At 48.7% G+C, this 22,202-nt stretch carries 26 protein-coding genes and 1 pseudogene; 9 read left to right on the top strand and 18 right to left on the bottom strand.

Annotation, left to right across the window (positions count from 1 at the left end):
- A pseudogene (locus ACN4EK_RS29960) lies at positions 1-503 on the bottom strand (hypothetical protein); the annotation flags it as partial.
- A 12-nt stretch (positions 504-515) separates the two neighbouring features.
- Positions 516-1,532, bottom strand: a complete 1,017-nt coding sequence (locus ACN4EK_RS29955) for a sulfate/molybdate ABC transporter ATP-binding protein (RefSeq protein ID WP_431662103.1) — start codon at positions 1,530-1,532, stop codon at positions 516-518.
- 307 nt (positions 1,533-1,839) lie between these two features.
- Here ACN4EK_RS29955 and rpmF point away from each other — a divergent pair, with 307 nt between their 5' ends.
- From rpmF to ACN4EK_RS29930, 5 genes are all read left to right on the top strand, one after another.
- Positions 1,840-2,019, top strand: a complete 180-nt coding sequence (rpmF, locus tag ACN4EK_RS29950; RefSeq protein ID WP_431662102.1) for a 50S ribosomal protein L32 — start codon at positions 1,840-1,842, stop codon at positions 2,017-2,019.
- An 89-nt stretch (positions 2,020-2,108) separates the two neighbouring features.
- Complete coding sequence (locus tag ACN4EK_RS29945) at positions 2,109-2,714, top strand: sulfite oxidase-like oxidoreductase (RefSeq protein WP_431662101.1); 606 nt, start codon at positions 2,109-2,111, stop codon at positions 2,712-2,714.
- A gap of 45 nt (positions 2,715-2,759) precedes the next feature.
- A complete protein-coding gene (locus ACN4EK_RS29940; RefSeq protein WP_431662100.1) occupies positions 2,760-3,254 on the top strand; it encodes a Mini-ribonuclease 3 in 495 nt (164 codons plus the stop codon).
- Between the two features lie 82 nt (positions 3,255-3,336).
- Positions 3,337-4,677, top strand: a complete 1,341-nt coding sequence (gene rlmB, locus ACN4EK_RS29935) for a 23S rRNA (guanosine(2251)-2'-O)-methyltransferase RlmB (protein WP_431662099.1) — start codon at positions 3,337-3,339, stop codon at positions 4,675-4,677.
- A gap of 111 nt (positions 4,678-4,788) precedes the next feature.
- Positions 4,789-5,076, top strand: coding sequence for a DUF1816 domain-containing protein (locus ACN4EK_RS29930; protein ID WP_431662098.1), 288 nt, complete (start codon positions 4,789-4,791; stop codon positions 5,074-5,076).
- On the opposite strand, the gene ACN4EK_RS29925 is transcribed toward ACN4EK_RS29930, so the two are convergent.
- The 4 genes from ACN4EK_RS29925 to ACN4EK_RS29910 form a co-directional block, all read right to left on the bottom strand.
- Positions 5,054-6,883: an FAD-dependent oxidoreductase gene (locus ACN4EK_RS29925; RefSeq protein ID WP_431662097.1), complete on the bottom strand. Its 1,830-nt coding sequence runs from the start codon at positions 6,881-6,883 to the stop codon at positions 5,054-5,056. The genes ACN4EK_RS29930 and ACN4EK_RS29925 overlap by 23 nt on opposite strands.
- 76 nt (positions 6,884-6,959) lie before the next feature.
- A complete protein-coding gene (locus tag ACN4EK_RS29920) occupies positions 6,960-7,355 on the bottom strand; it encodes an HNH endonuclease (protein ID WP_431662096.1) in 396 nt (131 codons plus the stop codon).
- A complete protein-coding gene (locus ACN4EK_RS29915; RefSeq protein ID WP_431662095.1) occupies positions 7,352-7,699 on the bottom strand; it encodes a hypothetical protein in 348 nt (115 codons plus the stop codon). The genes ACN4EK_RS29920 and ACN4EK_RS29915 overlap by 4 nt, the downstream gene beginning before the upstream one ends.
- Positions 7,700-7,804: 105 nt before the next feature.
- Complete coding sequence (locus ACN4EK_RS29910; protein ID WP_431662094.1) at positions 7,805-8,440, bottom strand: DUF4145 domain-containing protein; 636 nt, start codon at positions 8,438-8,440, stop codon at positions 7,805-7,807.
- 190 nt (positions 8,441-8,630) lie between these two features.
- Between ACN4EK_RS29910 and ACN4EK_RS29905 the strand changes: the two genes are divergently transcribed.
- Positions 8,631-9,716: a zinc-dependent dehydrogenase gene (locus tag ACN4EK_RS29905; protein WP_431662093.1), complete on the top strand. Its 1,086-nt coding sequence runs from the start codon at positions 8,631-8,633 to the stop codon at positions 9,714-9,716.
- 8 nt (positions 9,717-9,724) lie between these two features.
- Here ACN4EK_RS29905 and ACN4EK_RS29900 read toward each other — a convergent pair whose 3' ends face one another.
- The 6 genes from ACN4EK_RS29900 to ACN4EK_RS29875 all read right to left on the bottom strand — a co-directional run bounded on the left by ACN4EK_RS29900 (position 9,725) and on the right by ACN4EK_RS29875 (position 14,237).
- Complete coding sequence (locus tag ACN4EK_RS29900) at positions 9,725-10,705, bottom strand: alpha/beta hydrolase family protein (RefSeq protein ID WP_431662092.1); 981 nt, start codon at positions 10,703-10,705, stop codon at positions 9,725-9,727.
- A gap of 143 nt (positions 10,706-10,848) precedes the next feature.
- Entirely contained in the window at positions 10,849-11,127 is a 279-nt protein-coding gene (locus ACN4EK_RS29895; protein WP_431662091.1) for a hypothetical protein, read from the bottom strand.
- A gap of 103 nt (positions 11,128-11,230) precedes the next feature.
- Positions 11,231-11,689 (bottom strand): hypothetical protein, encoded by a 459-nt coding sequence (locus ACN4EK_RS29890; RefSeq protein WP_431662090.1) that lies wholly within the window; start codon positions 11,687-11,689, stop codon positions 11,231-11,233.
- A 66-nt stretch (positions 11,690-11,755) separates the two neighbouring features.
- Entirely contained in the window at positions 11,756-11,926 is a 171-nt protein-coding gene (locus ACN4EK_RS29885; protein WP_431662089.1) for a hypothetical protein, read from the bottom strand.
- A 113-nt stretch (positions 11,927-12,039) separates the two neighbouring features.
- On the bottom strand, positions 12,040-12,981 hold the full coding sequence (locus tag ACN4EK_RS29880) for a phytanoyl-CoA dioxygenase family protein (protein WP_431662088.1): 942 nt from the start codon (positions 12,979-12,981) through the stop codon (positions 12,040-12,042).
- A 548-nt stretch (positions 12,982-13,529) separates the two neighbouring features.
- A complete protein-coding gene (locus ACN4EK_RS29875; RefSeq protein ID WP_431662087.1) occupies positions 13,530-14,237 on the bottom strand; it encodes a DUF533 domain-containing protein in 708 nt (235 codons plus the stop codon).
- Positions 14,238-14,340: 103 nt separating this feature from the next.
- Here ACN4EK_RS29875 and ACN4EK_RS29870 point away from each other — a divergent pair, with 103 nt between their 5' ends.
- Positions 14,341-14,709, top strand: coding sequence for an EamA family transporter (locus ACN4EK_RS29870; RefSeq protein ID WP_431662086.1), 369 nt, complete (start codon positions 14,341-14,343; stop codon positions 14,707-14,709).
- A gap of 10 nt (positions 14,710-14,719) precedes the next feature.
- On the opposite strand, the gene ACN4EK_RS29865 is transcribed toward ACN4EK_RS29870, so the two are convergent.
- From ACN4EK_RS29865 to rfbD, 3 genes are all read right to left on the bottom strand, one after another.
- Positions 14,720-15,817, bottom strand: a complete 1,098-nt coding sequence (locus tag ACN4EK_RS29865) for a glycosyltransferase family 4 protein (protein ID WP_431662085.1) — start codon at positions 15,815-15,817, stop codon at positions 14,720-14,722.
- Positions 15,810-16,664 carry a glycosyltransferase gene (locus tag ACN4EK_RS29860; protein ID WP_431662084.1) on the bottom strand — a complete coding sequence of 285 codons (855 nt, stop codon included), beginning with the start codon at positions 16,662-16,664 and terminating at the stop codon, positions 15,810-15,812. The genes ACN4EK_RS29865 and ACN4EK_RS29860 overlap by 8 nt, the downstream gene beginning before the upstream one ends.
- A gap of 192 nt (positions 16,665-16,856) precedes the next feature.
- Positions 16,857-17,738 (bottom strand): dTDP-4-dehydrorhamnose reductase, encoded by an 882-nt coding sequence (gene rfbD, locus ACN4EK_RS29855; RefSeq protein WP_431662083.1) that lies wholly within the window; start codon positions 17,736-17,738, stop codon positions 16,857-16,859.
- A gap of 87 nt (positions 17,739-17,825) precedes the next feature.
- Between rfbD and ACN4EK_RS29850 the strand changes: the two genes are divergently transcribed.
- A complete protein-coding gene (locus ACN4EK_RS29850; protein ID WP_431662082.1) occupies positions 17,826-18,497 on the top strand; it encodes a class I SAM-dependent methyltransferase in 672 nt (223 codons plus the stop codon).
- A gap of 12 nt (positions 18,498-18,509) precedes the next feature.
- Positions 18,510-18,776, top strand: a complete 267-nt coding sequence (locus ACN4EK_RS29845; protein ID WP_431662081.1) for a YciI family protein — start codon at positions 18,510-18,512, stop codon at positions 18,774-18,776.
- 2 nt (positions 18,777-18,778) lie between these two features.
- On the opposite strand, the gene hrcA is transcribed toward ACN4EK_RS29845, so the two are convergent.
- The 3 genes from hrcA to ACN4EK_RS29830 all read right to left on the bottom strand — a co-directional run.
- Positions 18,779-19,858 (bottom strand): heat-inducible transcriptional repressor HrcA, encoded by a 1,080-nt coding sequence (gene hrcA, locus ACN4EK_RS29840; RefSeq protein ID WP_431662080.1) that lies wholly within the window; start codon positions 19,856-19,858, stop codon positions 18,779-18,781.
- Positions 19,859-20,035: 177 nt separating this feature from the next.
- On the bottom strand, positions 20,036-20,383 hold the full coding sequence (locus ACN4EK_RS29835) for a rhodanese-like domain-containing protein (RefSeq protein WP_431662079.1): 348 nt from the start codon (positions 20,381-20,383) through the stop codon (positions 20,036-20,038).
- A gap of 92 nt (positions 20,384-20,475) precedes the next feature.
- Positions 20,476-22,202: GspE/PulE family protein (locus ACN4EK_RS29830; RefSeq protein WP_431662078.1), on the bottom strand; the 1,727-nt coding region annotated here is incomplete at its 5' end.

The following is a 22,202-nucleotide window of genomic DNA, read 5'->3' as shown; positions in this document are numbered from 1 at the left end:
AGATGTGTATAAGAGACAGCTCCCCTATCTCCCCTATCTCCCCTATCTCCCCTATCCCTCCATAACTTCCGAATTCCCCACGCCCAAATCATTACCAGAGCGGCTCCCCATAGGGTAATGAAGCTCCAACAGAATAGGGCGATCGCGAGGCTGGCAAGCCAGGGAATGCCCATCCAGGTGAGGGGATGGAGTCCGGTAATCCAGGACAGGGCTAACCCGTGATAGCCAATTCCCCAGGCAAGCGGTAATAGATAAACCGAGTTGAACCGGAATAAGGAACTGGCTGGTTGTCCAGACTGAGTTCTGCGGCTAATCATTACCCAGAGCGGGATCAGCGCGACCCAGGCGAAGCCCCACCAATTGAGGGGAGCCGTCGCCAGTCCCATGAAAATACCGCTAATCAAGGCGATCGCGATCGAGCGTAGTTGAGTCAGATTCAGTTTGCGGGGGCGAATTTTGAGCATGAACAGAGAGCGGCTCCAGCGATCGGCGATGCTCTCCATAGTCTAGCGAGATCAAATGGAGTAATAGAGCGGGAATGCCTTGGCTTCCTTGGGACGGACAAACACTCGTTGTTGGGGAGTGAGATTTAACTCATCAAACCGCTCCCGAGTTAAATGTGCCGTCACTACCTGACCATCATCCAGGGTGATCTCAGCTTGAATTTCCCAACCGAGGTGGATAATCCGGCTAACTCGGGCAGGAGCAGAAGACCCTACTGGAGCCGTTTCTACAAGGATATCTTGAGGACGGAGAAACACTTCAGGGTGGGCAGAATCAAAGCCATTCGCTTGAAAAATATGGGAGGTACTGGGTAGCACATTCACTGGCCCGATAAAGCTCATGACAAAGGCACTGGCTGGATGGTCGTAGACCTCTGCCGGAGAGCCAATTTGCTCCACTTTGCCTTTGTTCATCACCACAATTTCGTCTGACACTTCCATTGCCTCTTCCTGGTCATGAGTAACGAATACTGTAGTGACATGTACTTCATCATGTAAGCGACGTAACCAGGCGCGTAAATCCTTTCGGACTTTGGCATCCAACGCCCCAAACGGTTCATCTAATAGCAAGACTTTCGGTTCGACGGCTAAAGCTCGCGCCAGAGCCACCCGTTGCCGCTGACCACCGGAAAGTTGCGACGGATAGCGATCGCCCAGACCGTTTAATTGCACCAGGTCTAACAACTCTTCCACTCGGGCTTTCACCTTAGGGGTAGGAGTTTTCCGGAGTTCCAGGGCAAAGGCAATGTTTTTGCGTACCGTCATGTGCTTAAACAACGCATAATGCTGGAACACAAAGCCAATATGGCGATCCTGCACACTGCGGTTCGTCGCATCTTCTCCAGTTAGCCAAATTCGTCCTGTATCCGGAGTTTCCAAACCAGCAATCAGCCTGAGTAAGGTAGACTTTCCAGATCCTGAAGGACCTAGTAACGCCACCAATGAACCACTTTTAATTTCCAAATTAACCTGGCTAACTGCCTGAAAGCTACCAAACTGCTTGGATACGTCTTCAACTACAATGCCCACGGCAGTGACCTCAGCGACGAAGAAAGTCTCACTATATAAATAATCCCAGTTTTGTCTTGGATATAAATCCCGGTTCTTTGATGGGATTACTGTAGTTTTATAACATGAACTGCTATCCCCAGTTTCAGGATTTGCTGTGATTTTGCCAGATCCAAATAAATTTAAACTTAACCTTCACGATCGCTTTGACGCATAACCAGTCAATTTCTATCCGAAACTATCTCAACAGAATTCGGTGACGATCGAATCCGTATCTTAGGATCTTGCTCTAGAATAGAAAGGTTGTGAAGAATTAATCTCCTCTGTCATGGCTGTTCCTAAGAAGAAAACCTCCAAGTCTAAGCGCGATATGCGTAAGGCAACCTGGAAGCGCAAAGCGGCACTGCAAGCCCAAAGAGCCCTATCTCGTGGCAAATCGATTTTGACCGGACGCGCAGAGGGCTTTATCTATCCTCAAGATGACGCAGAGGACGAAGAAGAAGCCTAACCTAATCGATACCTGATTATGGATCGCAGTCGATCCTGACCAGGCATTGAATCAGCAGTTCACTGTGAAGATGCTACAGGTACATCGCAATGCCGGGAAAGTTCTTCCATAAACCAGGACCAGAGCTACGCGATCGCGTTCCTCCAGGTCAGCACCTCACCAACGGCTTCCCAGTGCTGACCTATGGAGACACCCCTCAGGTCAGCACAACAGACTGGAGATTGAGAGTGTGGGGTCTGGCAACGGAAGTTAGCTTTACCTGGCAAGATGTAATGGCAATGCCACAAAGCGACTTTACTGCCGACTTTCACTGTGTCACCACCTGGTCAAAGCTAGATGTGCAATGGACGGGGATTAAAGTCACGGACTTCATGCGCCAGGTTGAGCTTGATCCCCAAGCGATGCACGTCATGGCACATTGCTATGGCGACTACACGACGAATATCTCAATCGACGATTTTTTGCGGGAAGAGAACTTTTTTGCCCATACTCTATTTGGCGAACCCCTACCGGCGGATCATGGTGGCCCCATGCGGTTGGTTGTACCTCACCTGTATGCCTGGAAGAGCGCTAAATGGATTAATGGGTTAGAATTTCTTGGTCAAGAAGAGCTGGGCTTTTGGGAGCGCAATGGCTATCATCGCCGAGGAGAACCCTGGGCAGAGGAACGCTACAGTAGTCGGTTGGCTGTTTAGACCCCATCTCAACGACTAAGAACCAGAATTAGCCAAAAGGACGTTATGCCAGATGATGTTGCGCCGATCGCTCTATCAGAGCGGGATCAAGCTATGGCTCAACAAGAGGATGCCTCATTACCATCTCTGAGAAGTTTTGAGGGCTTCGTGTCGCGATCGCTGCCTGCCGTACCATTACAACAACTTTCGCCTGCCGCTTTAGCTTACCTGGGAGATGCCGTTTATGAGCTTTACATCAGACAGTACTATCTGGTTCCGCCCAAACGCATCCAGACCTATCACAATCAGGTGGTAGCTCAGGTACGGGCAGAACAGCAGGCAATCCATCTGCGATCGTTGTTACCTCACCTCACAACTACTGAATTGGATATTCTGCGCCGAGGTCGGAATGCGGCAACGGGCAAACCAAAACGGGTGGACTCCGAAACGTATCAGCAAGCCACTAGTTTAGAAACCTTAATTGGTTATCTTTATCTCACCGATCCCCAGCGCTTAATGGTGCTATTAACTCAGCTAGAACTGAATGCTGATCTGGTGTGACTCAGCCGCTTCAATCATTTCAGCCTCATCACTGATCTTTTAGATTTAGTCCTCTCCTTCATCCTTTATTCTTGGCAGCATCATGGCTCTTAACAAAAAGCGTCCTTCCGATTCTCAACGTCGTTCCTCTGGTCAGCGGTCGGCAAAATCAAGCGATCGCCCCTCACCTCGCTCCGATCGCTATACCGAACGGGATCGCCCCTCACCTCGCTCTGAACGGAGTGGTGATTCTGAGTTTGGTCGCTCCGCCAAACGGTCTAAACGGGATGGCGATCGCAACTTTGATCGCACTGATCGTCCGGCTCCCCGTTCCGATCGCAACTTTGATCGCACTGATCGTCCGGCTCCTCGTTCCGATCGCAAGTCTGAGCGATTCGATCGATCGGAACGCCATGATGACCGCCCCTCCTCGCATCAGGCAGAACCCTCCTTCGATCGTCCGGCTAAACGCGCCGATCGGAATGATGCGCGTCCCCGCAATCAGTTCAAAGGGGGCGATCGTCCGGCTAACAAATTTGGTGGTAAGCCAAACGCTCAGAAGTCTCACCATTACCAGCCAGCCCCAGCCTATCGAGCAGCATCGAGCGATCGAGCCATTATTGATCTGACAGTACCTGAATCAGAGCGATCTCATCCTGGAGAGACTGAATCTGAAGAACTGATCTATGGTCGTCATCCAGTATTAACAGCATTGCAAACCGAGCGCAACTTGAATCGGCTCTGGGTCACTGCCCGACTGCGCTATGATCCCCGCTTCCATACCTTATTACTGCAAGCCAAAGCAAATGGCACAGTAATTGATGAAGTGGAACCGCGTCGCTTAGACCAACTAACTCAAGGCGCTAACCACCAGGGGATCGCGGCTCAAGTCGCTCCGTATGACTATATCGAGCTCGGTGATCTGATCGCTAAAGCGAAAGCGACATCTGAACATCCGGTGTTTGTGGTTGCCGATGGGATCACTGATCCCCACAATCTAGGCGCAATTATTCGGACTGCCGAAGCGTTAGGAATGCAGGGCTTGATCATGCCGCAACGGCGGGCGGTTGGGGTAACAGCCACAGTGGTAAAAGTAGCCGCCGGGGCGTTAGAACACTTCCCCGTTGCCCGAGTGGTGAATCTAAGTCGGGCATTAGAAGACCTGAAAACCGCCGGTTTCTGGATTTATGGGATGTCAGCCGAAGCCAGTCAACCGATTCATACTGTGCAGTTTTCTGGTGCGACAGCGATCGTGATTGGGTCTGAGGGTGACGGTTTGAGTTTGCTGACGCAACGCACCTGTGACAGCCTGGTGTCAATTCCGTTGAAAGGCAACACTCCCAGCTTAAATGCTTCTGTGGCAACGGGAATGGTGTTATACGAAATTCATCGGCAGCGAATCTCTGATACTCTACGACTGAATAGATTAGAAAAAGCTATCTAGTTGAAAAAGGGAGAGGTCGCAGAGTATAACAAATCATGAAGAAGATCCGCGTCAGAACGTTTGACTCGCAAGGTAGCTCAATAAATCACTGGTTGAATTTACAGGACAGCAATGCAAGAACCTTTGACAAATCTGTTAAATCTGATTGGTTTAGCCTGGTGGGTTGAAATTACAACGGATCTGCCTAGTTGCACCTATTACTTTGGACCGTTTGTCACTTCTCAGGAAGCCGAAGAGCATCATTCCGGCTACCTGGAAGATTTACAGCAGGAGGGGGCACAGGGAATTACCGTCGTGATTAAACGGTGTAAGCCGACGAAACTGACGATCGAACCGGAAGAAGAGGAGAACGATGATCCCAAGATCTCTCCTCAGTTTAGAGGGCAGTTTCAGCCATAATCGCAGTCACCAGGAACCAATTGCCAGCCAAATTGACTTTGCCCTCCATGGTCACCCATTGTTCCGGACTCAACTCAGCCAGTTTCTGATCCATGTTAGGATCGAGGGCTACTAAGCTAAAGGTGCGATCGCTGAAGGATTTGGGAGACTCTACGCCTAGCGTATAGGTTTGGGTTTCGGTTCGTCGGAAAATTCCAGTCAAGGTCTGCCAGGTTGTGGATGAATTTACCAGGTGAGTTTTTGAGATCACAGGTGGCTGTGGCAACGGACAGTTGCCTGTCGCTGGATAAGCATCGGGGTGGTCAAGGTAATATCGTTGCCACGTTAACCACTCGGGATGGTTTGGCAGCAGGTTAAAGAAGGGGATGACCGCCGCTGGGGCGCTGCGATCGATGAGTAAGGCTTCCTGAAGCGATCTAACCTCTAAGTCTCGGGGCTGACAGTTCTGCTCTACACATAGGGCGGCTGCCATGCCTGCCGCTTGTCCAATCCCTAAAACCAAGGGCTGTAAGCGGGTGGCTCCATTAGCAATGTGGGACACCGAAATATTTTTTTCACAGACGAGAAAGCCATCAGTTGTGGCAGGAACTAAGCTGCGATAGGGAATGGTAAAGGGCGTACCTGTCCAGCGTCCACCCCAGCGCAAAGACTTGGGCTTCAGCGGAATTTCGCCACTGGGATAATGATGATCGTTGGCATAGTTGCCGATCGCGATCGCATCACAGACATTCTCGACGCGCATACAGCCTTCTGCCCACACGGTCACGGGTAATGAGGCGGCTGATCCTCGGGCGATCGGTAAAATATCCTGTTCTCGAACTGTGGTCAGTCCCTTTAACCGCCGACTTTCGCGGAAGTAGGGATGTAGGGCATAGGCTCCGCCACCAAATGAGGTGGGCAAGGAGGGAAAAATGTCGGTTGCTAGCCCATACCGTTCGCCCAACCGAGTTTGGATGTACCGGGCGAAACTTTGACTGTGCCAACAGGCTTCTTGCAAAAATTGCTGCTGTTCAGTTGGGGAACCGATTAAGCGATGGACTCCTTCCCCATAATCATTGCCATGAATCGGCCAGTTAATCATGAAGCGATCGCCCGCCCAGCGACCGTAGTTGAGAAACTGTTCCCCACCATAGTTCTCCCAGGCTTCCTGAAACAGGGCAGGATTGTGATTCGGAGGGATGGGGATTTCTGGGGCTGATTCCCCTTCCCCATAGTCCTGCATCACCACGACCCAAGTGGGAGCCTGGACTGGATAGGTTTGGGTCAGGCTATTGGTTGTGAGTGGGGCACTCGGTTCACCAAATTCTGCCTGTAGCTCCCAACCCCAACGGTGCGGCATCTCTGCCAATGCCAGCAGATCCCCTAACTCGGTGCCATCGAGAATTACTTGGGCAGCGATCGTGTAGTCGGCAAATCGAACACCCGTGATGCGATCGTTCTGTTGCAGCACTTCTAACGGGATCTGTCCGGAGATCCAGTGTAAATTGGGCAGTTCCGCCACCCAATCGGCAAAAATCTGGGCCCCGATGCGCGGATCGTAAGTGAAGAAGCTGACCCAGCCCTGATCTAAGCCTCCCGGTTGGCGACGTTCTAATTCTTGTAAGAAGGCTCCCCAAATTCCGGTTTGGAAGGCGGCTAACTCATTGCCATCGGGAGCCGATACTCCGGCACTGGTCAGCATTCCGCCTAACCAGGGAAACTCACTCACCAGAATGGTGTTTGCACCGCGTCGTGCGGCTTGAATGGCGGCGGCTGTTCCTCCTGTACCACCACCGACCACCAGTACATCTGCTATTAAAGTCTGCATGAGTCTAGCCGTAAATCATCAGTTCTAGGCTTAGATAATAGGCTGAATTTAGTCACTCTCTCAGCGAATCTGAAAACTACCAATATTTCAGACGTTCAGCAATTCGCTCACGATGATTCATCTGTAACAGCTTAACTGTTGTCCGCCCCTCAGGAGTCAAGCCTTCTAGGGTGGCTTCTACAACTTTAAAGTGGTCATCCCAGCGTTGAGTACGAGGGTTGAAAAGGAAACTAAACTTTCCAGTCTGTGGATCAAATGGGCCTAAATCAGATCCCTTGTAGCGATTACACCGCCAGCACGTCAGTGCCAAGTTATCTGCCTCGGTTTTTCCCTCGTGCTTTTCTGCGACAATGTGATCTACTTCATGGGGAAAGAATGCAATACCTTTCGGTATTAAACAGTATTCACATCGATCGCCAGCCCGTTCTTCAACCAATCGGCGCAGAGCTATAGGAATATAAGTTACGCTCATTCAGTCTGAACCAGATAGGGTAAGTTACCTGACTTGAGCATAATTACCAAATGTTCAATTCGCTCATATTCATCTAATTCTTGGGCTTCAGCAGAGGTTAAGTCACCTGTCTTACTTCGGTTTAAAAGAGTCCGCAGACGCTCCTGCATCTCTGGAGTCGGATGAAAGTCAGCGATTTGCTGTGGGGTGGGAGAACTGATTAGAAAATCCAGAATATAACGGTAAATATGGGCTGGAACAGCAGGCTGTTGCAAGCTCAGAGCGAGGAGTTCCGGGAGACGATCGCCCATCTGAGCTAGTTGTTCAGATAACTCTGTTGAGACTTCCAATGTGATCTTTGGCATTCAAGAACCTCCTCATTAATTAATGATTCCTAAAGTAGGATTAAAGTCAGGTATAAAAATATTCTATAAATAGCAGAGAAATTCAACACTCCTAAGGCTAAAATTCTAGGATTTATTCCTTCTATTCAAAAAAGCAGAAAATTTATCAGTAAAAGTATATATGTATTCTATTAATGCCTTAGTGAACTCAATAATATCGATTGCATCCATCTCAGAAAAAGAAATATTAACATCGTGAGCAGCTTCATTTCCTGAGATTCTTAATGCATCAGCCCATTCAAACAACCTTCTTTCTATAATCCCATCATCTTTCATCTTCTGTAGAGAAGACTTCAAATCCCGTGCTTTGGCTCCATGGTCTACACAAATCCCCTCTAAAGTTTTTCGACACATAAGGACTGATGCAGTAAAAGCTTTTGCTCTCAGACAAAGCAATGCTTCTCCATAAGCCTCCTTTATTGCTACTGGCAGATTAGAATTAACCTTAATAAATGAAGCTGGAAATAGCATAGATTCAGATGCATTTTCAAGTTCTGGAGCTTCCATACCATAGCTTTTATATAGCTGCCATTCCTGAATTAGAATTGGATGTTCACAATTTAAGCATTTTAGAAAGAAATAATCATAATAACTGAAGTAGACATCATCGTACTCATCACCATCTATTCGCCTATAGTGACTAACTACTTCTGCTTGCACTATCGTTTTACAGTGTTCACAAGAAACCTTCCGATTTTGCATAACACTTTCTCTTATTGCTCAGTTACACATACATGCTAGTTCTAAATTCTATAGGTACTTAAAATTTTCAGGATTACTTCAATAGCATGAAAACTAGCTGTTGTAGAGGAAATTAATAAATGTGACTCTAGCAGATGAAGACTTTTTATCCCTCTTGTCGTCAGATCCAATGGCAGAAAGGACGTAACGAATGGTAAAGTCTGCTGTGGAGGGTCTTGAGGTTTTTGGTATGAAAGCGCAGGTATTTCGCGGCGTAAATCAACTCAGTTACGAAGACGTGCCGATGCCGGAACTGTTGCCGGATGAGGTGATGGTGCAGGTGCGGGTAGTTGGGTTGTGTCAGTCCGATATTAAAAAAATTCGCTATCCGTTGTATGAGCCACCCCGAATTTTTGGACATGAAACGGCAGGCACAATCTCAGCCGTGGGGTCTGAGGTGAAAAATTGGCAGGTGGGCGATCGCGTGGTGGTGCTGCATCACATTCCCTGTATGCACTGTGCCTACTGTTTGAACGAAAATTTTTCCATGTGTGATGTCTACAAGAACATCACGACAACGGCGGGATTTGCCCCTAGTGGCGGTGGGTTTGCAGAGTATGTCAAAGTGCCCGGTCACATTGTCCGCAATGGGGGACTGATTTCGATCCCGGATCAGATTACGTTTGAGCAAGCCAGCTTTGTGGAACCGACGAATTGCTGTCTGAAAGCGGTGAAGAAAGCTCAGATTGCTCCCGGTCAAACCGTTCTGATTACTGGAGCCGGGCCGATCGGGCTGATGTTCATCATGCTGGTGAAATACTTTGGCGCGAAGGCGATCGCCACCGACTTACTCCCCAGCCGAATTGAAAAAGCCCTGGCAGTGGGTGCTGATGCGGCGTTTGATGCCCGTGATGCTGAGCTGCCGAGTAAAATTCAGGCGATGACAAACGGGATGGGAGCCGATACCAGCCTGATCGCCGTTCCCAGTGAAAAAGCCTTTTTCCAGGCACTCGACTGTACTCGCAAAGGCGGCAAGATTCTATTCTTTGCCGAATTCCCGGATGAAGTGGAGATTCCGATTAATCCCAATATTCTCTATCGCCGGGAAATTGACCTGATGGGGAGCTATAGTTCGTCCTATCGGGTGCAGGCGTTAGCGGCAGATATTGTGTTTAACAAGGAGATTGATGTGGATGCGCTGATTAGCGATCGCTATCCGCTCAGTGATTTGGCTAAAGCGGTGGAACAAGCAGTTTCGCCAACTCCAGACACTTACAAAATTCTGTTGTATCCCTGATAAGGAAACTACTTGCATTCAAACGCGGCGATCGCAGGATGTTTAGAATCTAGCAGTTGATATAGTGTGGCTAGAGCCGTTGGCTGATGCTGCACATGCGCCTGAATAAATAGACCGATCGCCTCTGCGATGAGGTGGCGTAATTCGGCGGCAGGTTGGGTAGCGGGGAAGTCGAGAAACGGTCGAGCGGTCGTGTCATCGGGATCCGCGATCGAAAAATGATTGGCTCCCTCTAGCAACAGCAGATAACTATCCTTTCTGCCTCCCGCGATCGCCTCTTGAAAGGTACGCCGAATCGGAGTCGTTGGATGTTCCCAGGTGACCCCATAGCGATGGCTACTGTTAGCAATCACGCCATCACAGGTGCCGCCGATCAACAAGAGGGGTAAGGTATCTGAGAGCGGTAGGATGGTGCTGGGAGGATAGCCTAACTGTACGGTGGCGGCGGTATGGGCAGCATAGGCAAAGGCGGCGACAACCGGGGGGAAGAATTGGGGATTGGCATTCTCGATCGCGACGGTTCCGCCTGCCGAATGTCCGCCCAGAATGACTTGATTTAAGTCGAGCAGCCCTGCCAAAACTCCATCAGCTTGTAACCGGGCTAATTCTGCCAGCAGGGTAGGTAAGGCTGAAGCGGTCGGAGCTTTGCCGTACATCTTGGGCGTGATCATGGGCAGGTCAATCCCAGGAGTGATAGCCACCATCCCAGGAAAGTTTTCGGCAATCCAGGTAAAGGTGACAACCACCAGTCCCCGATCGGCTAATTGAACTGCCAGCCATTGATACTGTTCCGACCCACAGTTAAACCCATTGAAAAAAACGACGATTGGAAAGGGCGATCGCTGAGCATCTGCCGGAACAATTCCTATGTTCTGTTCCTGATTACTCCCCGACATCTGGGCTGGGTAAAACACCTTGAGGTGAATGCTGTTATAGGGCGCAGCCGCGTTTGCCACGGTAGCCGATCGGAACAATGCTCGGACACTCATAAGATTCCAGTACCTACCACTATAAATATGGTGATATAGATCTTTAGTTATTTCACAATTTTATCAATAAAAAAATTACTAGCATCACTAGCCTTGCCTACGTCCAATCCTCGATAGGTAAACCGACAATTCGCCCAAAGTCATTACTGTTTCGAGTCAGTAGAATCGCTTGATTTACCCGCGTGATTGCTGCAATTTTCAGATCCATTGTGCCCAACCGAGGATACATTGTTCTGAGAAGCTGAAATTCTCCGATACTCACGACCCAAGCGCATGGCTTCCTCATAAGTAGAGTCATCGGCAAATGTTCCGGCAATTTGCTCCCACCACGGTCTAGGAGATAGCCCGGTTTCTATCTTGGTTTTCAGCCGGGCCACTTCAGCTTCTAAATAAGCTAGCCGCTCTTCTAATTGCTCTGGCATTGATGATAGCCCTCTCTAAATCTCAACCTTATTCCGATCGTAAATCACTAATTGGGATCTTGCATCCTATTACTACTAATCAAACTCTATATCTACTCCCAAATTAGCTAAACAACTCAAAATCTTTATAGATTGTTCTCAATAATTCTATCCCAAAATTAATAAGGTGCTTACAATAAAAATAATTAGGAGTGAAATTCAATCCTCCCAAATGATATAGGTTATGCTCACTTAAATAGCGGTATAGTTCCTCATCAATAGGTATGTAGATAATACCATCCTCACCTAAATCCACCTGTACACTATGTTGGCTTTTAGTAGGCTTTGGAATTAGAAGCCCCCCTTCATGAACTAACTTGTTACGAATTCTGCCAATTTTGATAAGCTCTTGCCAATGTACATCATGAATTTTATAGCCTGCGGATTTATCTAAAAATTTATAAGCTCTTCTAATTCCTTCTCCATAGCGTAAATCATCTTGAATTGAAACAGCTACTTTAAGCTCAAGGATTTTGCATAGGCTAATTAACTCATGTTCAATAAGTGAGTACCAGCTTATCAAAAAACTAGAGAAGAGTAAGATCGGAAGATTACTACCTATCTCAATCAAATCATCTTCGTAAAAATTTTAAAATTCTGCTTTCTCCTCTTCATTCCTATTCTCAGCTAATGCTTCAAGATCAGCCGTAAGTTGCTTTTGGTCAGCTTGTATAACAGCATTCATGCCGTCAAGATATATTGACATTTGTTCTAGCTTAGCAATAGCAACTCGACAACTCAATTTTTTCCACAAAGTCATGATCCTTTAAACACTAAATTAGTAGAGATACTAGCCTTATGCGATTTAACACTACTTTCATTATTAAGAGTTTTGAAGTGTTGACATCTCTATCCAACCAAGATAAATGATTACTAACTAAATCGTTGCTTGAGTCGGGATAAGCGGTGGAGTTGTTTGGCGAGGAAGGGGTGGGATAGGCGGAGCTTTTTACTGATTAGGCTGCGCCACGATCGCGGATCACGATAAGCGATCGCTTGCCCCTGGTAAATTTGTTTAGCTAGTTGGCGAGTGGAAATATCGACTACTTCGTATAAACACTTTTGGTTTGGAGTGGACAGCATGGGTTTGTAGTAGAGGCAATCAGCAAAAAAGTAGTGTGTCACCTGGCTGTGGCGAGTGCGATCGTGATCCAAAATGGGGCTACCGCCATGCAATAAATTGGCTGACCAAATTAAGGCTTGACCTTGACGAACTGATAATTCCACTCGCTCTAAACCATGTTGCAAAATTAGGGATTGCATGTAATCTTCGTATTTTCCGTAGTTGGCATAACCGGGAGTTAAGCCGATATTTTGAAACTCGACGATCGGCAACTTATGGCTGCCTGGATAATAATGAAGTGGACCATTATAGAGATCAATATCTTCTAGAGCCACCCAAACACCACACATATAGCGCTCTGGCAGGGAATGAAAATGAATTGTGTCGCTGTGGGTGCGTTGCTGAGTGCCAATGGGAAAATTTAACGTCTGAAAGGGAATCGGACGACGTTGATAAAAGACTTCCAATAACGCCAGAATTTGCGGCTGAATCGCGATCGCCCGCACTGCCTGATTAAATAACCAGGCATCCTGAATGCGTGACTGACCCCGATACTCGGTTGCCAACCCTTGAATGATCTCCTGACTGTGGCGATCGAAATCGGGCATTTCCAGATCAATCACCACATACCCATAGTCGGCATAATGCTGGACTAACGCTTTCGTCCGAGCATCGAGCGGCGATCGTGCCAGTAGTTCGGGAAAGTTAGGTGAATCAAGCCAGGGAAGCTCTTGGGGGCTAAGAGTTTGCATAGGCGGTACTGAGAATTCCCAGATGCAATTCAGGAATTTGGATGATGTCCCACGTTACCGCGATCGCTGAACTCTGTTTGACACTCTCCGAGCTAAAGCAGCGGAGATTCTAGACATTGTTCTGCAATGGGCTAAAGCCGTATTACTTCACGCATTCTAGCTGACCAGTTTCTACGTTTCTGGGGACGTGTCAAAGCGCCCCTACACACTCATCCCACAGACTAGCCGTGAAAATTGCGCTTACTTTAATTAGTTGCTTTCGTTCGCGAGTCCACCATGTTTCATCAATCCGACTCACTCATCAGTCTGCCATTATTTGCCAGTGGTTTAGTCTTAGTCTGTCAAGGACAGCTAGTGTCTTACTGTGCCGGGATCGCTCCGCTGCTAGACTGGTTCTACATGAGGGTGGTTATTCGTACTTGTTCAGCGACTTTATTGTATCAAACTGGCAGGTTAAAACCCGCGATTGCGTTTCATCCCCAGCTTAAAAGACTAGGGTTCTCACGCTCGAATTTTACAGCCAATTTGAGCAATCTGCGCGATCGGGCTTAACAGTATTCCGAAATGTCCTCACCGCAATCATCTGCTAAATAGGAAAGCGCTCGGAAGCGGAGTCCTACTAATTGCTCATAGAGCGGATTGAGCTTGCACATGGGCGGAATGTGAACAATTTTATGTCCAAACAATTTAATATCCCGCTCAAATGGGCATTGGGGCGGAATCAATTTACACAAAAACCGGGCTAACTTCGGATCGTGAACTTCCATCCCATCCAGCCAATCGCGGACTGGATGCAGTAGATCCACAGCATGATCGCCCGATCCTGGCGGTTGTAATCCAGAAACGACTCCAGTATTTATCGCTTCAGAGGTTTGAGCCTTTGCCAGATCTTGCAGAGTAGTTCGCAGGACTTGTAATATTTCCGTCTGCACTCCTAATGCCTGACAGAATTGTTCTAACAGGTCATCTTCACAGGTTGAGTACACGCCATCTGCCAGAGCCACCATAACGGCGGTGCGGAGAAAGTTTTCGGCGAGATCCGGATCGTGACCTAGAACCCGAGCAAGGTCTTGGGGAGAGATCGGTTCCAGGGCTTGCGATCGTTCTGCCTCCGTCAAATCCTGGTGTAGAACGCTGGTGATCAGGTCTTGTTCCTCGTCATCAAAGTGACCATCCGACCAGGCGATCGTCAACAGTCCCCGCAACCATATCGCCACTTGTTCGCTGGTATACGCCGATTGAGTCGTGCTAGTCATTTTTATTTCAACCATGCACTAAAATTCCCAAATCGATTCTAACCTCTCAGGATTACTGAGTGGCGATACACTAAGAGACTAAAGCAATCATCAAGGAGCACCAGTGAGTTTACGTGAATTCGGGCTACTGCTCATTACCGTATTTATTGGCATAACTGGACAGTTTTTTCTTAAACTTGGTGCGATCAAACTGGGCAAGGTCAGTGCGTCCAACATTGTCAACCATATCCTGAGTATTGTCCTGACTCCGGAACTGCTGATTGGACTCACGTTTTATGGTCTCAGTGCAGTGTTCTATATCTTGTTAATGACCCGAATTAACCTGAGCGTGATTGGGCCGGCGGTCTCAATGGGTTATATTTTTTCAGTGTTAATGGGCTACTACTTCTTTAAAGAGCCAATTACCTTCCGGCATTTAGTCGGCTTAGGATTGATTGCCTGTGGAGTAGTTTTGGTTGCCTGGAAAAAATAATTTGGTAGGGTCAAAGATAGTTGCGTAACACATCGATCGTTGCCTGTCCGGTATAGTCCCAACTGAATTGCGTGGCTCTGAGTAATCCGGCGCGACGTAATTCTGCACAGGCTCCCGCATCTTGAGCCAGGGTTGTCATTGCCTGGGACATAGCCGCAACATCGGTCGGATCAATTAATAGGGCGGCATCACCCGTGACTTCTGGAATGGATGACAGATTGGAGGCAATTACGGGAGTTCCACAGGCCATCGCTTCCAAAACGGGTAGACCAAAGCCCTCCCAGAGGCTAGGAAACACTAAGGCGATCGCTTGATTGATCACCGTGGGTAATTGCTCATAGGCAACATAATCTAAAAACTTGACCCGATCGCTCAGTCCGAGTGCTTGAATTTGCTGTTCCAGGTTGGGTAAATACCGCCGATCGTTGGGGCCCACTAGCCAGAGTTCGTAGTCAGTGCGATCGGGCAGGGCGGCAAATGCTTCAATTAAGCGCTGCACATTTTTGTAGGGATCGAGCCGACCAACATACAGAAAGTAATTCAGGGTGGGTAGGTTGAGAAACCGAAAATTACTGGCATCGTACCCTAAGGGAATCGGGGTAATCTTCTGTGCCGAAATTTGATGAAATTGCTGAATATCTTGAGCCGTAGCGACTGAATTGCAAAGAATATGTTCTGCCTGATTTAATACCCGGGGCACATAATGCCGATGGTAGGACGTTAAGGGAGAAAACCGTTGCGGAAATCGCAGGGGAATCAAATCATGAACGGTGACAATGTAGCGACAATCGGAGGCTAAGGGGGCTTCCGGTACCGGAGAAAATAGTAGGTTGGCTTGCAGTTCTCGATAGAGTTTAGGCAGTTGGGTTTGCGTCCAGGTTAATCGTTTTAAGTGTCCCTGACTGCCCTGGTCAGAGGTCATCTCTGCCGGAATTTCATGGCAGTGCTGTGGATCAATGACCTGAGCCGCCGACTCCATAAATACCGAGGAAACCAGTAAGGTTGGCGACAGCGATCGCAGGTGAGGAAACAGATTTTTGGTATAGGTGGTTAAACCCGTTGGTTGAACGGACAGCGTGGCTAAGTTAACCAGAAGTGAACTACTCAAAATGCCGATTCCGCTTGAGATAGGTGCTGATACCCTGAAGTTTAGCGATCGCAATTTGGGGCTGGACTGGCAATAACACAAGGGCATGGAACGCCAACCGCAGCAATCGCCACCCTAGTGCTAGCCTACCAGCATATCGCTCTAACGTTAACAGGTAGCTAAAGGTACTGTAGCGAAATTTAGCCGACAGATTGCGATCGCTAATCGACGATGGTTGGTGAATGACTCGAATCAAATTTGTGATGCCGACAGAATATCCTACCTGCCGATAGCGCTGACAAAAATCCACGTCTTCGTAATATAAAAAATAAGCTTGATCAAATTGGGGGCAGCTAGAGAATTGCTGCAAATTCAGCAACATACTACAGCCTGTCACCCAGTCACACGGCACATAATCAGGATTTGAGCTGTGTGCAAATCGATCGGTGGTCAGAATCGCTCCCGTTTCAGTCATGAATTGTCCCCCGGTGAACCAGGGCTGACCATTGGGTTGATCGACCACTGTCCCGACGATCGCCAATTCAGGATGATTTTGAAAAAAGCGATCGACTTGGATTAAGGCATCTTCCGGTAATGTTGTGTCGGGATTAATTAACCAGACGATCGCAGAACGCTCTTGTTGATAAACCCATTGCAAGCCTAAATTACAACCCGCTCCAAACCCTAAATTCTGCTCAGCCTCTAATATGACAACTGATACTCCAGCTAGTTTTTGAATCTGGCGATCGTCCGGAGAATTATTGACAATTACTAACTTGAAATTTGAAGCTTTAGTAGACTTAATTGATACCAAAAGCTGAGCAATTAAATCTGTTGAAAAGTAATTAACTGTAATTAGATAAATCACAGGGAGGTTGTCTCGTTCAGAGGATGCTTTAAAAGTATCAAAGTGATTGCACTTGCCCCCTTTTCTAGTATGCCTGTAGGGCTATAAGCCCCCCAATTCTGGGGGACTTTGAATCCGGTTCCCCCCAGAATTGGGGGGCTAGGGGGGCGGTTCAGGTAACGATTTTGACTTTTCAAACACCCTCTCATGCCTTTAACTTAATTGTTTGAGTTCTAGGAGCATTTTGCGGAGGCTTTGTCGCCAATGGGGTGGGGGTGATCCTAATAACTGGGTGGTTTTCTGCAACGACAACACTGAGAAGGCAGGACGACGTGCCGGAGTGGGATAGTCTGCTGTGGGAATTGGAATCACTCGCTGGATTTTGAGCGGAAATCCTAGCGCTGCCGCTTCTTCAAAGATGGCGATCGCGAAATCGTACCAGCTACATACGCCGCTATTGGTGTAGTGATAGGTGCCTGCGGTGTCGGGACTGAGTTGGGGTAAAAATTGGGCGATCGCGGTTGCCAGATCCAATGCCCAGGTGGGTGAACCAATTTGATCCGCGACAACTCGTAGTTCTTCGCGATCGGCTCCCAGGCGCAACATGGTTTTGACGAAATTTACCTGACCTTTGGCTCCATAGACCCAGGCAGTCCGAATAATCATGTGCAGTGGACAATTGGCTCGGATCGCCTCTTCCCCCAGTAGCTTCGAGCTACCATAGGCTCCCAATGGCTGGGTCGGATCGGTCTCTCGATAGGGGGTGCTTTGACTGCCATCAAACACATAATCGGTGGAGATGTGAATCAAGCCGATGTTTCGTTGGTGGGCAACTTCTGCCAGAATTCCGGGGGTCGTACCATTGACCAGATTGGCTAACTCTAGTTCACTTTCCGCCTTGTCTACTGCCGTGTAAGCTGCCGCATTCACAATCATATCCGGCTGCATGGATGTCACGATCTGCCGGACGGCATCAGCTTGAGAGAAATCCATCTGTTCCCGCGTCACCGCCACTACTTCCCCCAGGGGGGCTAAGGTGTGCTGTAACTCCTGACCGACCTGACCTGCTGCGCCTGTAAGTAAAATTCGTGTCATGGCAAAACCTGAGCATTTTAGGCAACCTTTTCCATTAAAGTCTGTTAGTGATACCCTAATGGAGGTCTACATAAAAACCTTATAATTATGCAACAGCAAGAATATTTAGCCAAGCTGTATTCCAACCGCTTCAACTACCAAGAACAGCAGGCTAAACTCAAACTTTGGAAGGTTTTGGTTAAAGAGTTTCTCCAAACGTATGTTGGCAAAAATTCGACTGTCCTCGATATTGGGGGTGGTTATTGCGAATTCATTAATCAGGTACAAGCTAAAGAAAAATATTTGATTGACCTGAATCCCGATGCGAAACAGTTCGCTAACCCAGATGTTCAGGTCTTTAATATTGATATTTTAGATTCCAACCAACATCGCAGCTTGCCGTCAGGAGTCGATCGCATCTTTGTGTCTAATTTCTTTGAGCATTTACGCAGTAAGGAAGAATTAATCGAAGTCTTGGCATTTTGCTTTAAGCTGCTCAATCCCGGCGGCAAATTGCTGATTATTCAACCGAATTTCAAGTATGCGGTTAAAGAATATTACGACTTTATTGATCACCATCTGCCGATTACCCACATTTCTCTAGAAGAAGTTTTAAAAACGATCGGCTTTCAAATTGAAACCATGATTCCTCGCTTTCTGCCCTTTTCTACCAAAGGCAGACCGTCTTCCCCTACACTATTGTCCCTATATTTAAAACTCCCGATCGCCTGGAAATTCCTGGGAGCGCAAATGTTCGTTGTTGCTACAAAACCCTATTAAGGATGTCGGTAGATGCCCTGGTTCGTCAAGATTGAAGCGGGAATTGTGGATAAAACTATCTTCGATCAACATGTTCCTGCCCATAAAGAATTTGTTCGGGAATTAATTCGTCAGGGTCGTCATGCTCGCTCTGGCTACTGGGGTGGGGGCGGCGGTGGCATGTTGTTGTTTGAAGCCGCTTCGCTGGAGGAGGCAAGGGCGATCGTCGCCCAAGACCCCTTAATTCAAAACGGCTGTGTCACCTACGAACTCTATGAATGGCGAGTGGTGATCGAATGAGGCTAACTAAAGGCTTCCGAGAGATAATCGGCGGCGGCTTCCACTAATGCGATCGCATTTTCGTACACCATCCGGGTTGGGCCTAACACCCCCACACTGCCCACGGGAACGCTGCCCTTGCAGTAGGTCGATGAGATCAGGGTACAGGTGCGAATGGGTGCCAAGGGATTTTCGGAGCCGATGCGAATGCTGACCCGTCTACCCGGGGCTTCCGTTGGTGAGGGTTCAAAGATCAGGGGAACCAGTTGATCCTGTTCTTCCTCTAGCAGATGCACGATCGTTTGGACTTGCTGCACTTCCGAAAATTCCGGTTGCCGCAGCACTTCGGATAAGCCACTAATCATCAGTTGGGTGGTGGCGGGAGCTTGGGAACGGCGGGAGAGTTCCGTTAACACGGTGCGTAGCATGTCACCATAGCGCTGAAACTCGCGATCGAGTTCTGTCCAGTCCAGGGTTGCCAGTTCCGCTAAGGGGCATTCCCGCAGGTGACTATTCAAGAAGTTGGACAGGAGTTGTAACTCTCGTTCCAATAGCTCGGGGTCGGGTATGGTATGGTCGGCGATCGGCGGCAAGTCCAGTAAAACCGACTGGGTTTCGTAGGAATCGGTGACAAAAATCAGCATCACCCGCTTGGCATCCACCAGCACCAATTGCACATGGCGCAAGCGAGTTGTGGCGGTTTGAGGTAGGGTAATCAGGGCGATATAACCACTCACCGCTGCCAGAATTTGGGCAGCCCCCCGCAGCATCGCTTCCAGGCTCCAGTCTTCCCGGTTTAAGCGATCGCTGAGTAACTGTTCTACCTGAGAGTTAAATTCCGTGGCTGGTGTAATTAGTTTATCCACATAAATCCGGTAGCCCGAATCGGAGGGAATGCGTCCGGCGGAGGTATGAGGTTGGTAAAGTAAGCCGACCTTCTCCAGCACCCCCATCGCATTGCGAATCGTGGCAGAGCTGACACTAAGATTGAATTCTTTGACTAACGCTTCGGAACCAACGGGTTCAGCCGTCGCAATATAGTGGCGAACGGTTGCCCAAAGCACCTGTTGTTGGCGATTGGTTAAATTGACCTGGATAGACATTGAGGGTAAGAGCGGGATGCTAAAAGGGTTTTGAAGGAAAGCGAACAATGAATGCTCTATTGTCGCCTGAATTGGGAGGATGCACCGTAACAACGGTAACGCTCGTCATCAGGGATACACTGACGGCTTAGATGTAATCCTATCTTAGCGATCGGGGACTTAGGGCGATCGGGAGTCTCAGTATTGGGGAATCGTGGGATCAACCATGAGGGAATAGGCATCAATCCCGCCAGCAATATTCTTGACGTTGGTAAACCCCTGACTGAGTAACCACTGGCACATTTGCGCCGATCGCATCCCGTGGTGGCACAGTACGAGTGTTTCCTTATCTGGATCCAGGCGGGAGCGAATGTCACCCGACCATTCGGCAAACTGACTTAAGGGCAAGTTTTGAAACCCCTCCAGGGCTGCCATGCGTAACTCATGGGGTTCTCGGACATCGACAAGTTGCAAGGTTTCAGCCGCCTCGGCTTGCCGTCGAGCCAACTCCTCTACACTAATTTGAACGATCGATTGAGTAGACATAGCAATTGCATCAATAGGTCAATAGACTGCCGCGATCGCGGGAACCAACGCGACTGGATTGAAACTAATTTAGCGATCAAACGGGTTCTTGTCTAACTACTGACTGCATGGATCCAGTTATGGCGATTGCCTTCCAGGTAACGGCGATACATCGCACTATGAGGTAGTACCCGCAAAACTTCTTTGACGGTCGTGATTCCTTGGGTAACTTTGGCGATCGCGGCAACCCGGAAGGAATCAAAATTAATCTCACCCAGGTAGCGATAGAGTTGGGTCATTGAGCCTTCGTAAATAATCTGCCGAATTGTGTCGTCTACATTCAGCATTTCGATAATGGCTTCCCGTCCCATAAAGCCTGACTGGAAGCAACGAGCGCAGCCCCGTCCTTGCCGCCACTGCTCTGGTTGGGCTTCCTCCCAGCTAATGCCTAATACCTTTAGATCCGCCTCCGTTGGCGTGTAGGGTTCGGAGCAATGGGGGCAGATTTTGCGGACTAATCGCTGTGCCACAATTCCCAATAGGGCATCACTAATCAACCCTGGATCAGGGCCAATGTCTTTTAGTCGGGGAATCGCACTGACCGCATCATTGGTATGGAGCGTGGTGAGAACTAAGTGCCCTGTGAGCGCCGATCGAATCGCGGTTTCTGCTGTCTCGTGATCGCGAATTTCACCCACCATAATAATGTCGGGGTCTTGCCGCAAAATTGCCCGTAGTCCTGCCGCAAAGGTCATTCCGGCGGGTTCATGCACCTGGGTCTGAGTAATCCGAGGCAGAATATATTCCACCGGATCTTCGACCGTGACCACATTGACATATTCTGTGGCAACGGCTTGTAGGCTGGTATAGAGCGTACTGGTTTTGCCAGACCCCGTGGGGCCGGTAAAGATCACCATGCCCTGCGGTTGCTGTAACCAGCCTTTGTAGATCTCTAACGTATGCTCAGTAAAGCCCAGTTCTTCAATACTGGCAAAGGGGTTTTGGCGCGGTAGCAATCGGATCACGGCTTTTTCGCCACCGACACAGGGCAGGGTACTCACCCGCATATCCAACCCCAACTCCGACTCTCGTCCACTGGTGTAACTTTCTCCAATCCGGGCATCCTGGGGGCGACGACTTTCGGCAATATCCATATTGGACATCACCTTTAACGCCACGATCGCCCGCCGACTGATGTCTAACGGCAGGGTGGTAATGTCACGCAGAATGCCATCAATCCGATAACGCACTCGGAGTCCGGTGGGAACGGGTTCCAGATGAATATCACTGGCGCGGTTGCGTAAAGCGCCGGAAATCAGGGTTTTAATCCGCCCAATCTGATCGGCTGCCTTAGATAACAGTTCTGTCGTGACTTCGCTAATATCCTCCTGCTCCAGTTCGCCTGTGAGGGGATTCACAAACGGCTGGGCACTAATCTGGTTGCAATCCAAGTTCTTTGCCCGGTGCCAGGCGCGATAGCTTTTATCCGAGATCGGCACAATTTTGATATCGGTGAAAGTGCGATCGCTCAACCGCCGAATCATCTCCAGCGACAACGGGACTGGGCTACCCAAGTAGAAACAATTGCGCCACAGCAAGAGGGGAATTAACGGGGGCAGCGTACTGCGATCGGGGAACTCGCGAAAAAAGCGATAGCTCACCTCGGCATCCAGTAGGTTGAGCGAGACAATACCATCCTGATTCACTAACAGCATTAACGCTTGTTCACAGGTGACCTCACGCTGTTTAAGCTGTTGCCAGACCGACGATAGGGTAGATGGGGAGTTCATGGATGTTCGGGATGGTAGAGCAGAGGGGAGACTGTCTCTTATACACATCT

Source organism: Pantanalinema rosaneae CENA516 (assembly GCF_050753385.1).
Taxonomy (GTDB): Bacteria; Cyanobacteriota; Cyanobacteriia; order Leptolyngbyales; family Leptolyngbyaceae; genus Pantanalinema; species Pantanalinema rosaneae.
Note: the sequence above shows the minus strand (reverse complement) of the source record. Positions and strands in the feature narration are given on the sequence as shown.